This is a genomic window from Priestia sp. TGN 0903, from assembly GCF_050846855.1.
Taxonomy (GTDB): Bacteria; Bacillota; Bacilli; order Bacillales; family Bacillaceae_H; genus Priestia; species Priestia zanthoxyli.
Genome location: NZ_JBOZGL010000003.1, coordinates 169,108 through 181,752 on the forward strand (window position 1 = coordinate 169,108; position 12,645 = coordinate 181,752).

Here is a 12,645-nt window from a genome sequence, read left to right on the forward strand (position 1 = left end):
AACCAATGTCACTTTGCCACCGAATCTGTGGACACTCGTTTGACTTTTAAAATCTTTACATATTGAATAAACACTCTTTCTTTTGTAGAAACATTTAATTTAGCAAGTCTTGATGCGTCGTCTCGGTTTTTAGCAGCTTCTACTAAAAAAGTTCCTTTGATTTTGGCTTCATCTTTTAGAACGGAATAATGTATTTCAAATTGTTTTGTTTTCGTTTTCTCCATGGTGATAAACTCCTTTGCCTGATAAATTAATGTATTGCTATGAAATAAGCTTTGATAAAAAGGAAGAAAAGAACGTAACATATACTACTAAATCAAATGCAAAGCGGCAGTGACTTTTATCACACCACAACCTAGTATTTCATCTTTTTACCAAAAAAGATAGGGTGTTTTACCGCCGCTGCTTGCAAAATTTTTTATTCTTTCTGCTTGACCTAGAGTTAACTCTATGGTTTATCTTGTAGTAGTATTATTTCAAGGAGGGGCTTTACATGAAGTATCATACAATTGCTAATACTGACTTACACGTATCAAATTTAATTATGGGAAACATGCGTTTAACAGAGCTTTCTTTACAAGAAGCAGAGAAGCTAATCCGCACAGCGATGGAAGAAGAAATTAACTTTTTTGATCATGCTGATATTTACGGTCCTGATTATGTAGGACAATGCGAAGAATATTTTGCAAACGCTATACAAATGAACCCAAGTCTTCGTGAAAAAATGGTGATTCAAAGCAAATGCGGCATTAACGCAGCGGAAAATTACTATGACTTTTCAAAGAAGCATATCATAGACTCTGTTAACGGCAGCTTAGAGCGTTTAAAAACAGATTACTTAGATCTTTTATTACTGCATCGTCCAGATCCACTAATGGACCCTGAAGAAGTAGCAGAAGCATTTAATGAGCTTCAAAGCAGCGGAAAGGTACTTCACTTTGGTGTATCGAATCACAACCCAGCGCAAATTCAGCTGCTTGAAAAATATATTAACCAAAAGCTTGTCGTAAACCAAGTGCAGTTCAGCATCGCACATACGCCAATCATTGATTCTGGTATTTCGTTAAATATGGGTATCGACCAAGCTGTGAACCGTGACAGCAGCGTGCTTGAATATTGCCGTTTAAATGATATCACGCTTCAAGCATGGTCGCCGTTCCAAAACGGATTTTTTGAAGGACCTTTCCTAGGTGATAAAGAGAAATTTGGAAAGCTAAACGAAGTAATTGATTGCATCGCAAGTAAATATAGCGTGACGAATACAGCGATTGCCGTTGCGTGGATTACAACGCATCCTGCAAATATTCAAGTAGTACTTGGTACGACAAATATTCAGCGTATGAAAGATGCAAGCAAAGGTTCAGAAATCAAGTTAACACGCCAAGAATGGTACGATATTTATAAAGCCGCTGGCAACATGGTGCCTTAACCGCTTTAGTCTCTAAAATAAAACAGGTAACTCCGTTCGAACATAGAACGGAGTTACCTGCGTTTTACGATAAGAACTACTGGTTAAGCTAGAAAAAGATTTAGCAGCAGCTCAATTATTTTTGTGACGCCAAAACCTAATAAAAAGGCAATAAAACCGCCGATTACAATGGTAAGCATCATGTGAGCAGTATTCATCGTATCATCCTTTCTGAGTTGAATGTATGTTGCTGCTTGTACAAAAAGTCTGCAGCATAAAAAGCGCAATGAAGAAGACTCTAAAAGAATAAATCCTCGAGATAACTAGAGGTCAAGGCAAAATCATGATGTTTTTCTGAGAAGGTTAAGATGTAGGAGGAAGCAGTATGACGTATACCATTTCACAAGTTGCGAAGAAATTGAACGTGACAATTTATACCATTCGCTATTATGATAAAGAAGGGCTTTTTCCATTTTTAGATCGTACAGCGTCAGGAAATCGTATTTTTAAAGAACAAGATATTGAATGGATTGATTTAATTTGCTGTTTAAAAAGCACGGGTATGCAAATCAAGGATATTCGAACGCTTATTGAAAACTGTACGCTTGAAAATGCCGTGCTTGATAAAAGTCTGCAAATGCTGATGGACCATAAAAAAGCGGTGCAAAAAGAAATCGAAGAAATCCATCACAAGCTTGAGACGATTGATTATAAAATTAAGCACCTGCCGGAAATGTACGAGCGAATTGTTAACAAGCCTTCAAACTAAACAAAAAAGGAAGCGTAAAAATGATCGAAAAAGTAGTACCTCTCACTGCAGAGAATATACAGCAGTGCATTGACTTGTATCTAGATGTATTTACAAAAAAGCCTTGGGATGAACCATGGACGGAAGAATCAGCTAAAGAAAGGCTGACTGATCTACTGAACACGCCTAAATTTATAGGCTATTTATTTTATGACCAAGGAGAGTTGATTGGCATGATTGCAGGTCACGCGAAAAAATCATACAGCGGTATGACCTTTTACGTGGCCGAGCTTTGCGTCAGTGCAAGCGTGCAAGGAAAAGGATATGGTTCAGCTATCTTAAGCCGGTTTGAGAACGAACTTCAAAGACACGATATCAACAGCTTGTATCTCTTAACGGCGACTGGAGGAGCTGCACAGGCTTTTTATGAAAGAAACGGCTATACTGTAAATGATCAGCGGGTCGTCTTGAAAAAATCGTTTGTATAATTTTTTACATAAAGCGGGAAGAGAGCTGCAGAGTGGCTCTCTTTTTAATTACTCTTTTTACCTATTAATATGTAGAAGAAAGGGAAGTATGAACAAGAAAAATAAGGTAATGAGAAGGCGTAAACAAGGAACGGTAGATTAAAAAGCCCGTGGTTTTTTCTCAGTGGTGAGTCTCATTGTGAGCACACCTAAAAACAGTGCCCCTTATGTGGACACTGCTTTTTCATAATAAAGTGGAAAGCTAGCTTTTGGTAAAAAAATTAGTGAAAATGAAGCTGTTCATCATTATTTCTAATGATTAGCAACCGCCAAATCCTCCCCAGCAAGCACAGCCGATGATGATTAATAAAATGAATAATACGATGATTAAAGCAAAGCCACTGCCAAATCCGCAGCCGCCACCGCCGTAACCGTAACCGCCATAACCACAGCCACCATAGAAGCCCATATAGTTCACCTCCAAGTTCTGAGTACATTTTTAACATATGCCTGAAATGCAAAAGTGCTCCAAAAATATCCAATGATTTCAATGAAAATAAAAAAAGATAAGAAAATAAGATGGACACGGTACTTTTTTTCACTTTCTACATAGGATGAATCATCCCAAGATCTCATATATGAGCCCCCATGTTATAACGAAGCAGGCTAATACCACTTCCTCCTTAGCCTGCGTACATAATGAAGTAGAAGCCGAAGAATTTTTTCTTCGGCTTCTTGTTTTTTACTATGAAGTAAACATGTTAGTACTTTCCGTATACCCTTCTAAGTCAGGATCCGCTTCTTTTGTATGTATTAGGTACTAAAGAGAAATCAAGCTCATTTTCATATAAACTTAGTCATTTGCTTTTTTTCGTAATTCTTTTCCCTTATTTTCAGCATAACTAAGATATTTGCCCAAGACAGCGAATAGGTAAATGCATATTCTTGGGTGAAAGCAAAAAACAAAAAAACGGAGGTTTCTCTTATGGATTCAGAAATGCATTTTTTACCCACTATGTATTCTCAAGATCATCAACTTCAACACGCAGATGAAAGGTTTATTGGCAGGCCCTTTGGCTTTGGCAGGCCCTTTGGCTTTGGCAGGCCCTTTGGCTTTGGCAGACCGTTTGGTTTTGGACGCCCGTTTGGCTTTGGCTTTGGCAGACCATTCGGCTATGGCTTTGGAGGTCCATTTTTAGGAGGATTAGCAGGTGGGCTAGTAGCAGGCTCACTGCTATCACCATATGGCTATGGCGGTTACGGATACGGTTACGGTGGTTATCCGTATGGCGGCTACGGCGGTTATGGCTTTGGCTGCGGCTGTTAAATATAAATAAAAGAAAAATCTCAGAAGAAGTATTTTTTATATCATTCTTTTCTATAAGGAAGTCTGTTTGGAAACGTAAGGCATTATATCCATCCACAGTGAATCAGAACGTACACCCCATCTCATATATAAAACCACCTGGTCATTTTTCCAGGTGGTTTTTGATTTTACATAGTGAAGAAATAAAAAATAGTGGCAGGAAGAGATAAAGAAAAGATGTTAGAATCGTGCTTTTGGTTCTTTACATTACAGTAAGAAACGCTTACTATGTGAGAAAATGGAAGATATTAACGAAGCATTCTTTTTACACAACTTTCTGTGAGAAGTAAAAGAGGGAGAGACATAACATGATTGAAAGCCACACTATTTATTTGCGCCCGTTGACTGCCAGCGATGCGCACGACAGCCTCCGATTGCAAAAGGACAATCGAGACTTTTTTAAGCAGTTTTCTATGAGTCGAGAGCATTCTTTTTATACATTAGAGAGCCAAGTAGAAAAAATTCAGCGTCACGAAGAGAATAGGAAAAACGATCAAGAATACTATTTTGGTCTTTTTCAAAAAGAGAATAATAAATTAATTGGCACCATTAGTCTTTTTCAAGTGATGCGGGGATCTTTACAAAGCGCAGTTATCGGCTATTTTTTAGATCACCATCATAATGGGAAAGGGTACGCAACAGAAGCCATAAAAGCACTTGTTGACTATGCGTTTGAAGAGCTGCATCTTCACCGCATTGAAGCCGGCGTCATGCCACGTAATGTGCCTTCTCAGCGCGTACTCGAAAAAGCTGGGTTTCATAGAGAAGGAATCGCTAGAAAAAATGTAAATATTAATGGCATATGGGAAGATCATCAAGTCTTAGCTATCCTTAACCCTAATGACAAAATAGAAGAAATAAACGAGTTCTTAAAATTTTGATATACGTTTGTACATTTAAAATTTATAATGAGAATAAGAGAATAGAACAGTCTATATTTAAATAGTAGGTGACTAAGGTAATGGAAGAGAGGAACATCAATGAAAAAGCCGTTTGGGATGTATTGCAGATGGCCAGCGAAGTAGTCGGAAGCAGGACGCTGTTTGTAGGGATTTTCGACGAACAATTTTCAGTTATGAAAGCCTTTAATAAAGAAGGGGGAAGCCTTGTAGAGGATGGACTGACGCTGCCGTTAGAGCTTGCGGTATGCAACTTAGTCACGTGTGATGAACCCCTTGTTATTCCCAATACAAAACGCGATGTTAGAACGTCTAATTTAGCCATCATTGATGGTGCCCGGGTAGGTTCTTATTTAGGAACACCTATTGTGCTAGAAGATGGGAGAATGTTTGGTACCTTATGTGCGGTCGATCCGGATCCTTATCCGTTTAGCGAAAGTGAAATTCAAGGGTTAAACCGGCTGGCTGGTATTTTGTCTCATATTATTTATAAAAATCAAGCGGCTGTTTTGCCGAAAATTGAAGAGAAAATTCTGCAGCTTGATAAGCTGGCACTCGTAGGGCAGCTAGCAGCAGGGTTAGCGCATGAGATTCGAAACCCGATGCAGTCGGTGCGCGGCTTTATTCAATTTTTATTTAATGAAAATGAGCAGGCAGAGCCTTTTCAAAAAATTGTTCTTGATGAACTGGATCGTATGAATGAACTTATTAACAACTTTTTGCTTGTCACGCAGCCAACAGCGCCTAAAAAAGAAATCGTATCGATTGTAGAAGTTATTCATGATACCGTTGCTTTCTTGAAAAGTGAAGCTGCGCTGTATAATGTCGAAATGAACGTAAGAATAGAAGGAGCCATTCCACTTGTATCAATCGATCCTGCTCAAATGAGACAAGTGTTTATGAATCTTTTGAAAAATGCCATTGAAGCAATGGAGAAAAAGAAACACGGGGAAGTAAATCTTATTATCAAAGAATGGGAAGATTGGGCTCTTATTGACATTCAAGATACCGGTTCTGGGATTCCGCTATCCATTATTAATAAAGTAGGAAATCCGTTTTTCTCAACAAAAGATGGAACAGGCATGGGGTTAGGGCTTTCTATTTGTAAAACGATCATCAACGAGCATAACGGTACGCTTGCGATTGAAAGTGATGAGAACGGGACAGTAGTGACGGTGAAGCTGCCTTTGACGCTTTAAGATAAAACAAAAAAGAAAGGAGAGTACGCACTCATCCTTTCTTTTTTGGCTGACTTTTTTAATATGCTGAACTGTCTTCAATCCAGTATTCATAGTCTTCCGCATCTTTTTTGTTTAACTTTTTGCCGTTGATGTAAATTTTGTCCCATTCGTAAATTTGTTTATCCAAATAAACGTTAAACACAATGCGCACATGCTCTTTTTCTGTATAATCGTAGCCGGTAAATTGTACAACGTGATGACGGCCTTCTTTTTTAATATAGGTCCATTTTGGATGATCGTTGTACGTTTCAAGCGTAATTGCTTCGTCGCCGTAGCGAACCACATCTTTAATATTTGTTTTTGTTGGTAAATATGATAATCCCGCTCCGACTCCAAACGTAATCACAAGCGCTAAGATACTTAAACCAATAGCAATTCCGATGTGAGTGCCGCCTTTTATTTGCAAATAAGCTTCTTTCCGCTGCTCCGGCTGAGCTTCGGCTCGAGCTAACACGTTTTTAACGTGTTTATAATACCAGCGGTTGGCACATAGCCCTGTAATAAGTGAAGCACCGCCGAATACAATTGCATCCGACCACTCTGGTATGTCTACAAAGCACAAAAGGGAAAACCAAAATACTTCAATAAGCGTTAAAATAAAAAAGTGCTTATACATTTTTCGGTATGCAAACCAAGCGCTTGTCAGAAAAAAGGCTGCCCAGTTCCACGTGTTGTTTTTAGCTGGATTGGCTGTTTTTCCCCATTTCAAATCATAATACGGCGTATTTGTTTGAACTACTTTATACTCTTCTTCAAAAGACAGGAGTTCATTTACTGCTTGTTCTTCCATTTAAAACACCTTTCATTGTTTATAATCTATCATCTAAAATGACTCTATTATTATACATTATTTCTAGTATTTTTCTATTCTTCCTTAAATTATTTTTAAAGTAAGAATATTTGCGCTGTCAATTTTTTAATGAGAACTTTCATAAAAAAGAAGAATATGGTAGATTTGAAGAAAAAGGAGCTTCCCCAACGTGAATCGTTTAAAGAAAGCCCTGCATCAATCGTGGTCAATTCATTCGAGCACGAAGTGGACGGCTGACAATCCTGCTAAAGGACAGTGCGGCGTGACAGCTCTTGTCGTTCAAGATATCAAAGGAGGAGATATTTTAAAAACTCCGTGTAAAGAAGGCTGGCATTTCTATAATCAGCTCAACGAACAGCGCTATGATTTTACACAAGAACAATTTCGTGAGCCTCTCCATTACGCAGATATTTTATCCAGTCGGGAAGAAGCGTTTATGGATACGAATGAGGAGCAATATGAGGCTTTAAAGAAAAAAGTAATGACCCATTTTGTACATAAAAATTTGCGTTAGAAAGGAACACAGGAATGAAAACTATTCAGTATTCCATTGTTGATGTATTTGCACAGAGAAAATATACGGGAAATCAGCTAGCCGTTTTTAAAGACGCAGGAAGCCTTTCAGACAAAGAGATGCAGCAAATGGCTAAAGAAATTAATTTCTCTGAAACGACGTTCATTACGTCGGCTTCTCCGCAAAAAGGAGAATATGACGTGCGGATTTTTACACCTAATGAAGAAGTACCATTTGCAGGCCATCCGACGCTCGGTACCGCTTGTGTTATCCGAGAAGAACTAGAAGAAAAAGATACAGAGGAGCTTATTCTTCATTATAAAGCAGGTCCTACGCCCGTTACATATGATGAACAAAAAGATGTACTGTGGATGACACAAGGTCAGCCGACGTTTGGGAAAGTGTTAGATAAAAAGCAGGTGGCGGACGTGTTAAACCTTGATGAAACTTATATCGATATGCGTTTTCCCGTTCAAGAAGTATCCACGGGTCTGCCGGTCATCCTTGTCCCGTTAACATCATTAGAAGCAGCTAAAGAGATAAACGTAGACAAAGAAAAATATTTCAAGCTGATAGAAAACACGGAAGCAAAAGCAATTATGGTCTTTTCACCGGAAACCTATCACGAAGATCATCACGTAAACGTGCGAGATTTTGCTGATTATTACGGCGTTCCAGAAGATGCGGCAACTGGCAGCGCCAACGGCTGTTTAGCAGCATATTTAGTCAAATACGGTTATTTTAATCAGCAAGCTATTGACATATGTGTAGAACAAGGATACGAAATAGGAAGACCTTCACTGCTGTATGTAAAAGCTAGTTATGACGGAGAAACTTTTCACATTAAAGTAGGCGGAAAAGTAGAGATGATTGCGCGCGGTGAATGGATTTTGTAACAAGCTGTTCATCTGCTGTTCACAATAAGTCTCTACCCTAATAAAAACGCAATATGAACACGGCGTTTGGTTACACTAGTAAACAGATAGAAAGTGAAAGAATAAATGATGGCGGCCAAAAGGCCGCCATTTTAAATGGTTGATAAAAGGAGTGGTAGAAAAAATGATTCACATTTTACTGGCGGATGACGATGAGCATATGCGGCAATTAGTTCGTCACTATTTGCAGCTTGAAGGCTATATGGTTCATGAAGCAAAAGACGGAGAGGAAGCTTCGGGTCTGCTTGCTAAGCAGCACATTCATTTAGCGGTTGTCGATATTATGATGCCTCATAAAGATGGATATGAAGTTTGCGAAGAAATACGCAGCTACTATGATTTTCCCATTATTTTATTAACAGCAAAAGATCAGCTCGAAGACAAAGAAAAAGGCTTTTTAGCGGGAACGGATGACTATGTGACAAAGCCGTTTGAACCAAAAGAATTGATTTTCCGAATCAAAGCACTGCTTCGCCGATACGAAGTGGTAAATGAAAAGATGATCGTACTGAACAGCACCTCTATTGACCGAAAAAGCTATGAAGTGCACTGCAGCGGACGACTGTTCATTCTTCCAATGAAAGAATTTGAATTATTAGCTCAGCTCGCGAGCTATCCAGGAAGAATTTTCACAAGAGAAGAATTAATTCATCTGATATGGGGAGCGGATTTTAACGGAGATAACCGCACAATTGATGTACACGTAAAAAGGCTGCGCGAGCGGTTTGAACATACCGATGATTTTGTCATTACGACGGTTCGAGGCGTCGGCTATAAGCTTGAGGTGACGGCAAAATGAAGACGCTCTATTTGCGGATTGTCCTGACAACGATTGCTGTGATGGTATTTAGCAGTCTCCTCGCGTTTATTGTGGCGAACGTTTATTATCAGTACAGCTTAAAACCTTATAACGATCAAAAGCTTACGCGTATGGCAAAAGACATTGTGAGCTTTTACGAAAGCAATAGAGGCGTAGATCAACAGTCTTATTTACAGCATATTAGTAAACTTGGCTATCAAATATATGTAGTGGACAGCACTGGACATGAGACGTTTTACGGACGAGAGTTTAGAAACCAGCGCTTAGAAAAGAGTGCTGTCAAACAAGTGTTAGAAGGCAAAATGTATCACGGAATTGCAAACTTTCCTTCACAGGTGTTTGTGACGGGGTTTTTTGATAATGTGTTAGCTAATACCATCGGCGTGCCGTTAAAAGGAGAGGGTAACAAGCAGCAAGCGCTGTTTATTCGCCCTGATATTCAGCTGCAGTTCGGGGAAATGCGCATTTTTTTCTCGGTCATTTTACTGCTGATGATTGTATTAAGCATTTTGTTTGTACTTATTAGCACGCGTTATTTAGTAAAACCAATCGTCAAGCTAACGGAAGCAACAAAGCAAGTGGCGAAAGGAAAATACAACGTTGAGCTGTACGTAAAGCGCCGAGACGAAATCGGCGCGCTTGCTTCACATTTTTCCGAAATGGCTAAAAGTTTAGAGCAGCTTGAAGAGATGCGCCAGGAATTTGTATCGAACGTGTCACATGAAATTCAGTCTCCGCTGGCGTCCATTCAAGGGTTTTCGAAAACGCTCCGTTCTGCTGACCTTTCAGATGAACAAAGAAATGAGTATCTGTCTATTATTGAAGAAGAAAGCCGGCGCATGTCGTCCCTCAGCAAACAGCTGCTTACGCTTGCTTCACTTGATAAAGAAAGTGAGCATATCGAAAAAAGCACGTTTGACGTTGCAACTCAAATCAAGCAAGTGCTGTTCATGACGGAGTGGAGCTGGCGTGAAAAAGAATTGGCCATTGAAATGGATCTTCCTTCAACGATGATTTCAGGCGATCAAAAACTGCTTCATCAAGTGTGGACAAATTTGATTACTAACAGCGTAAAGTTCACGGAAGAAGGAGGAACGCTGTCTCTTCGCGTTGGTATGGAAGATACGTATTGCCACGTGGAGTTTCAAGATACGGGAATCGGTATGTCAAAAGAAAGCCTCCCGCATATTTTTAATCGTTTTTATAAGGAAGATAAAGCAAGAAGCCGGACGGAAGGAAGCAGCGGTCTTGGTTTAGCGATTGTGAAGCAAATTGTCGACATGCACGGAGGTTCCATTCACGTTGAAAGCGAAAAAGGAAAAGGCAGCACTTTTCACGTCTATCTTCCGAAAATGTAATGAGCCGTTCATCTTCCATTCATTTTCTGTTTTTATACTTTAAATAGAATGAAAAAAGGAGATGAAAGAAAGATGTTTTTGGCTTTACGTGAATTAAAACATGCGAAGCTGCGCTACTTACTCATTGGCGTGATTATGGTGTTAATTGTATGGCTTGTGCTTTTTGTATCAGGCTTAGCAAAAGGGCTTTCCTCTGACAATGCTTCAGCTGTTCAAGAAATGAAAGGAAATTACGTTGCGCTTCAAAAAGAAGCGGATCAGCGCCTGACGCGCTCTGTTTTATCAACAAACAAAACAGAAGATATTCAACAACTAAGCGGAAAGAAAAAAGCTGAGCCGCTTGGTGTGATGATGACAGCCGTTATAAATGAAGGAAAAGAGAAAAAAATAGACGCCTCGTTTTTTGCCATAAGCACAAGCGGCTTTTTAGCTCCGAACATAACGGAAGGGAAGATGATTACGGACGATGCGAAACATGAAGCCGTGGCGGACTCTTCGCTAAAAGAAGAAGGAGTAAAGCTAGGTGATACGATAAAAGATACGGCTTCAGGAAAAAGCTTTACAATTGTTGGTTTTACAAAAAATCAGTCGTTTAGTCACGCGCCTGTTATTCATATTAATCTTAAAGAGTGGAAAATAATTGAAAACACAGGTGCGTTTAATGCAGTGGTGTTAAACATGAACGATAAAAAAGCACATGCTCTTCAAAAAAAGGAGTCTGACATTGACGTGATTAGTAAAGATGAAGCGTTAAAAGGAATTCCAGGTTATCAAGAAGAACAAGGCTCGCTTTTAATGATGGTCGCATTTTTGTTTATCATTGGCGCTTTTGTGCTAGCCGTTTTCTTCTACGTGATGACGCTTCAAAAAATGAATCAGTTTGGCGTGTTAAAAGCGATAGGAGCAAAAACAAGCTATTTAGCGCGAACGATTTTATCTCAAGTAGTTGTGTTAACTTTATGCAGTCTTGCTATTAGTATTGGATTGACGTACGGAGTAGCAGCCGTATTGCCGGATTCGATGCCGTTTCACTTAGACGTATCGCTAATCGCAGGCTGCTCCGCGCTGTTTATAGCCGTTTCTGTACTGAGTTCATTATTGTCGCTTTATCGCGTAGCAAAAGTAGATGCGGTTGAAGCGATTGGGAGGGCTGTATAATGAGTGAAGAAAAATTAGTTTTAGAGAGTGTTAGCAAGTCGTTTGGAGACGGAGAAAACGCTGTAGTCGTGTTAAATGACCTATCGCTGCGTGTGAAAGCTGGAGAGCTTGTGGCTATAGTCGGGCCTTCTGGTTCTGGGAAAAGTACCTTTTTATCCATTGCTGGCGCGCTGCTTTCACCGTCTAGCGGACGTGTAATTATTGACGGAGACGAGATTAATAAAATGTCTCCATCACAAATGAACAGCATTCGTCTTAAAAAAATTGGCTTTATCTTTCAATCAGCTAATTTAATCCCGTATTTAACGGTTCGCGATCAGCTGCTTCTTGTCACGGAACTAGAAGGAAACCGAAACAAAGAAGCAAAAAAAAGAGCGGATGATTTGCTTGAAAAGCTCGGGCTTGCCCATCGAAAACATCACTATCCTGAAAGTCTATCCGGCGGAGAGCGCCAGCGGGTAGCGATTGCAAGAGCGTGGATGAATAACCCTGAAATTATCTTCGCAGACGAGCCGACGGCAAGCTTGGATTCAGAGCGAGGAAGAGCGGTCGTTCAAATGCTTGCAGATGAAGTGAAGCTAAGGGGAAAAGCGGCTGTAATGGTTACCCATGACCAAAGAATGCTGGATTTATGCGATCGCGTTGTGTGGATGGAAGATGGGAAATTAGTAGAATCAAATAGCGTGCAAGTCTAAAAAAGTGCTGCTCTTGACAAGAGCAGCACTTTTTTGCGTTCTTCATCATGTGCATATTTGTCGTCTCGGTTTGGCGCCTTCATACGTTCACTCCTTTATTAGTAAATCAGTTAGGTATTCATATTCCATTTTATTAAAAAGCGTGTATTGAAAATAAAGCAATGCTATTTAGAAAGTAAGAAACAGGAGATAACAGAACAATGAAGAAATAGTAAAAAGGTGATG

Annotated in this window: 15 protein-coding genes; 12 read left to right on the forward strand and 3 right to left on the reverse strand. The window is 39.6% G+C overall.

The genetic code is table 11. The features are described 5' to 3' along the window. Positions 1–8: 8 nt before the first annotated feature. Entirely contained in the window at positions 9–224 is a 216-nt protein-coding gene (locus tag ACRPLY_RS11660) for a hypothetical protein (protein WP_154990220.1), read from the reverse strand. 269 nt (positions 225–493) lie between these two features. On the opposite strand from ACRPLY_RS11660, the gene ACRPLY_RS11665 reads away from it, so the two are divergent. The 3 genes from ACRPLY_RS11665 to ACRPLY_RS11675 all read left to right on the forward strand — a co-directional run bounded on the left by ACRPLY_RS11665 (position 494) and on the right by ACRPLY_RS11675 (position 2,644). Beyond that, positions 494–1,429, forward strand: coding sequence for an aldo/keto reductase (locus ACRPLY_RS11665; RefSeq protein WP_325078168.1), 936 nt, complete (start codon positions 494–496; stop codon positions 1,427–1,429). Between the two features lie 364 nt (positions 1,430–1,793). Further along, positions 1,794–2,177: a MerR family transcriptional regulator gene (locus ACRPLY_RS11670; RefSeq protein ID WP_025751010.1), complete on the forward strand. Its 384-nt coding sequence runs from the start codon at positions 1,794–1,796 to the stop codon at positions 2,175–2,177. 20 nt (positions 2,178–2,197) lie between these two features. After that, positions 2,198–2,644: a GNAT family N-acetyltransferase gene (locus ACRPLY_RS11675; RefSeq protein ID WP_028414522.1), complete on the forward strand. Its 447-nt coding sequence runs from the start codon at positions 2,198–2,200 to the stop codon at positions 2,642–2,644. 298 nt (positions 2,645–2,942) lie between these two features. Here ACRPLY_RS11675 and yjcZ read toward each other — a convergent pair whose 3' ends face one another. Beyond that, complete coding sequence (gene yjcZ, locus ACRPLY_RS11680) at positions 2,943–3,092, reverse strand: sporulation protein YjcZ (protein ID WP_014459214.1); 150 nt, start codon at positions 3,090–3,092, stop codon at positions 2,943–2,945. 516 nt (positions 3,093–3,608) lie between these two features. Here yjcZ and ACRPLY_RS11685 point away from each other — a divergent pair. The 3 genes from ACRPLY_RS11685 to ACRPLY_RS11695 all read left to right on the forward strand — a co-directional run bounded on the left by ACRPLY_RS11685 (position 3,609) and on the right by ACRPLY_RS11695 (position 6,087). Then, complete coding sequence (locus tag ACRPLY_RS11685; protein WP_432231858.1) at positions 3,609–3,950, forward strand: hypothetical protein; 342 nt, start codon at positions 3,609–3,611, stop codon at positions 3,948–3,950. 347 nt (positions 3,951–4,297) lie between these two features. After that, a complete protein-coding gene (locus ACRPLY_RS11690; RefSeq protein WP_028414520.1) occupies positions 4,298–4,870 on the forward strand; it encodes a GNAT family N-acetyltransferase in 573 nt (190 codons plus the stop codon). An 80-nt stretch (positions 4,871–4,950) separates the two neighbouring features. Further along, positions 4,951–6,087, forward strand: a complete 1,137-nt coding sequence (locus ACRPLY_RS11695; RefSeq protein ID WP_048019595.1) for a GAF domain-containing sensor histidine kinase — start codon at positions 4,951–4,953, stop codon at positions 6,085–6,087. A 58-nt stretch (positions 6,088–6,145) separates the two neighbouring features. Here ACRPLY_RS11695 and ACRPLY_RS11700 read toward each other — a convergent pair whose 3' ends face one another. After that, positions 6,146–6,919 carry a DUF2628 domain-containing protein gene (locus tag ACRPLY_RS11700; protein ID WP_028414518.1) on the reverse strand — a complete coding sequence of 258 codons (774 nt, stop codon included), beginning with the start codon at positions 6,917–6,919 and terminating at the stop codon, positions 6,146–6,148. A 190-nt stretch (positions 6,920–7,109) separates the two neighbouring features. Here ACRPLY_RS11700 and ACRPLY_RS11705 point away from each other — a divergent pair, with 190 nt between their 5' ends. The 6 genes from ACRPLY_RS11705 (at position 7,110) to ACRPLY_RS11730 (ending at position 12,420) form a co-directional block, all read left to right on the forward strand. Then, positions 7,110–7,454 carry a YunG family protein gene (locus tag ACRPLY_RS11705; protein ID WP_028414517.1) on the forward strand — a complete coding sequence of 115 codons (345 nt, stop codon included), beginning with the start codon at positions 7,110–7,112 and terminating at the stop codon, positions 7,452–7,454. Between the two features lie 14 nt (positions 7,455–7,468). Continuing rightward, positions 7,469–8,350 (forward strand): PhzF family phenazine biosynthesis protein, encoded by an 882-nt coding sequence (locus ACRPLY_RS11710; RefSeq protein WP_028414516.1) that lies wholly within the window; start codon positions 7,469–7,471, stop codon positions 8,348–8,350. A gap of 163 nt (positions 8,351–8,513) precedes the next feature. Further along, positions 8,514–9,188 carry a response regulator transcription factor gene (locus tag ACRPLY_RS11715; protein ID WP_028414515.1) on the forward strand — a complete coding sequence of 225 codons (675 nt, stop codon included), beginning with the start codon at positions 8,514–8,516 and terminating at the stop codon, positions 9,186–9,188. Then, the gene (locus ACRPLY_RS11720) at positions 9,185–10,567 is read left to right on the forward strand and encodes a sensor histidine kinase (RefSeq protein ID WP_028414514.1); all 1,383 of its coding nucleotides are present in this window, start codon (positions 9,185–9,187) and stop codon (positions 10,565–10,567) included. The genes ACRPLY_RS11715 and ACRPLY_RS11720 overlap by 4 nt, the downstream gene beginning before the upstream one ends. Before the next feature lie 72 nt (positions 10,568–10,639). Next, complete coding sequence (locus ACRPLY_RS11725) at positions 10,640–11,725, forward strand: ABC transporter permease (protein ID WP_325077199.1); 1,086 nt, start codon at positions 10,640–10,642, stop codon at positions 11,723–11,725. After that, complete coding sequence (locus tag ACRPLY_RS11730; protein ID WP_154973782.1) at positions 11,725–12,420, forward strand: ABC transporter ATP-binding protein; 696 nt, start codon at positions 11,725–11,727, stop codon at positions 12,418–12,420. The genes ACRPLY_RS11725 and ACRPLY_RS11730 overlap by 1 nt, the downstream gene beginning before the upstream one ends. Positions 12,421–12,645: the final 225 nt, after the last annotated feature.

Coding starts and splice junctions, on each gene's coding strand:
- ACRPLY_RS11660 (WP_154990220.1), bottom strand. CDS start 224: ATGGAGAAAACGAAAACAAAACAATTTGAAATACATTATTCCGTTCTA.
- ACRPLY_RS11720 (WP_028414514.1), top strand. CDS start 9,185: ATGAAGACGCTCTATTTGCGGATTGTCCTGACAACGATTGCTGTGATG.
- ACRPLY_RS11710 (WP_028414516.1), top strand. CDS start 7,469: ATGAAAACTATTCAGTATTCCATTGTTGATGTATTTGCACAGAGAAAA.
- ACRPLY_RS11715 (WP_028414515.1), top strand. CDS start 8,514: ATGATTCACATTTTACTGGCGGATGACGATGAGCATATGCGGCAATTA.
- ACRPLY_RS11690 (WP_028414520.1), top strand. CDS start 4,298: ATGATTGAAAGCCACACTATTTATTTGCGCCCGTTGACTGCCAGCGAT.
- ACRPLY_RS11675 (WP_028414522.1), top strand. CDS start 2,198: ATGATCGAAAAAGTAGTACCTCTCACTGCAGAGAATATACAGCAGTGC.
- ACRPLY_RS11685 (WP_432231858.1), top strand. CDS start 3,609: ATGGATTCAGAAATGCATTTTTTACCCACTATGTATTCTCAAGATCAT.
- ACRPLY_RS11725 (WP_325077199.1), top strand. CDS start 10,640: ATGTTTTTGGCTTTACGTGAATTAAAACATGCGAAGCTGCGCTACTTA.
- ACRPLY_RS11700 (WP_028414518.1), bottom strand. CDS start 6,919: ATGGAAGAACAAGCAGTAAATGAACTCCTGTCTTTTGAAGAAGAGTAT.
- ACRPLY_RS11670 (WP_025751010.1), top strand. CDS start 1,794: ATGACGTATACCATTTCACAAGTTGCGAAGAAATTGAACGTGACAATT.
- yjcZ (WP_014459214.1), bottom strand. CDS start 3,092: ATGGGCTTCTATGGTGGCTGTGGTTATGGCGGTTACGGTTACGGCGGT.
- ACRPLY_RS11665 (WP_325078168.1), top strand. CDS start 494: ATGAAGTATCATACAATTGCTAATACTGACTTACACGTATCAAATTTA.
- ACRPLY_RS11695 (WP_048019595.1), top strand. CDS start 4,951: ATGGAAGAGAGGAACATCAATGAAAAAGCCGTTTGGGATGTATTGCAG.
- ACRPLY_RS11730 (WP_154973782.1), top strand. CDS start 11,725: ATGAGTGAAGAAAAATTAGTTTTAGAGAGTGTTAGCAAGTCGTTTGGA.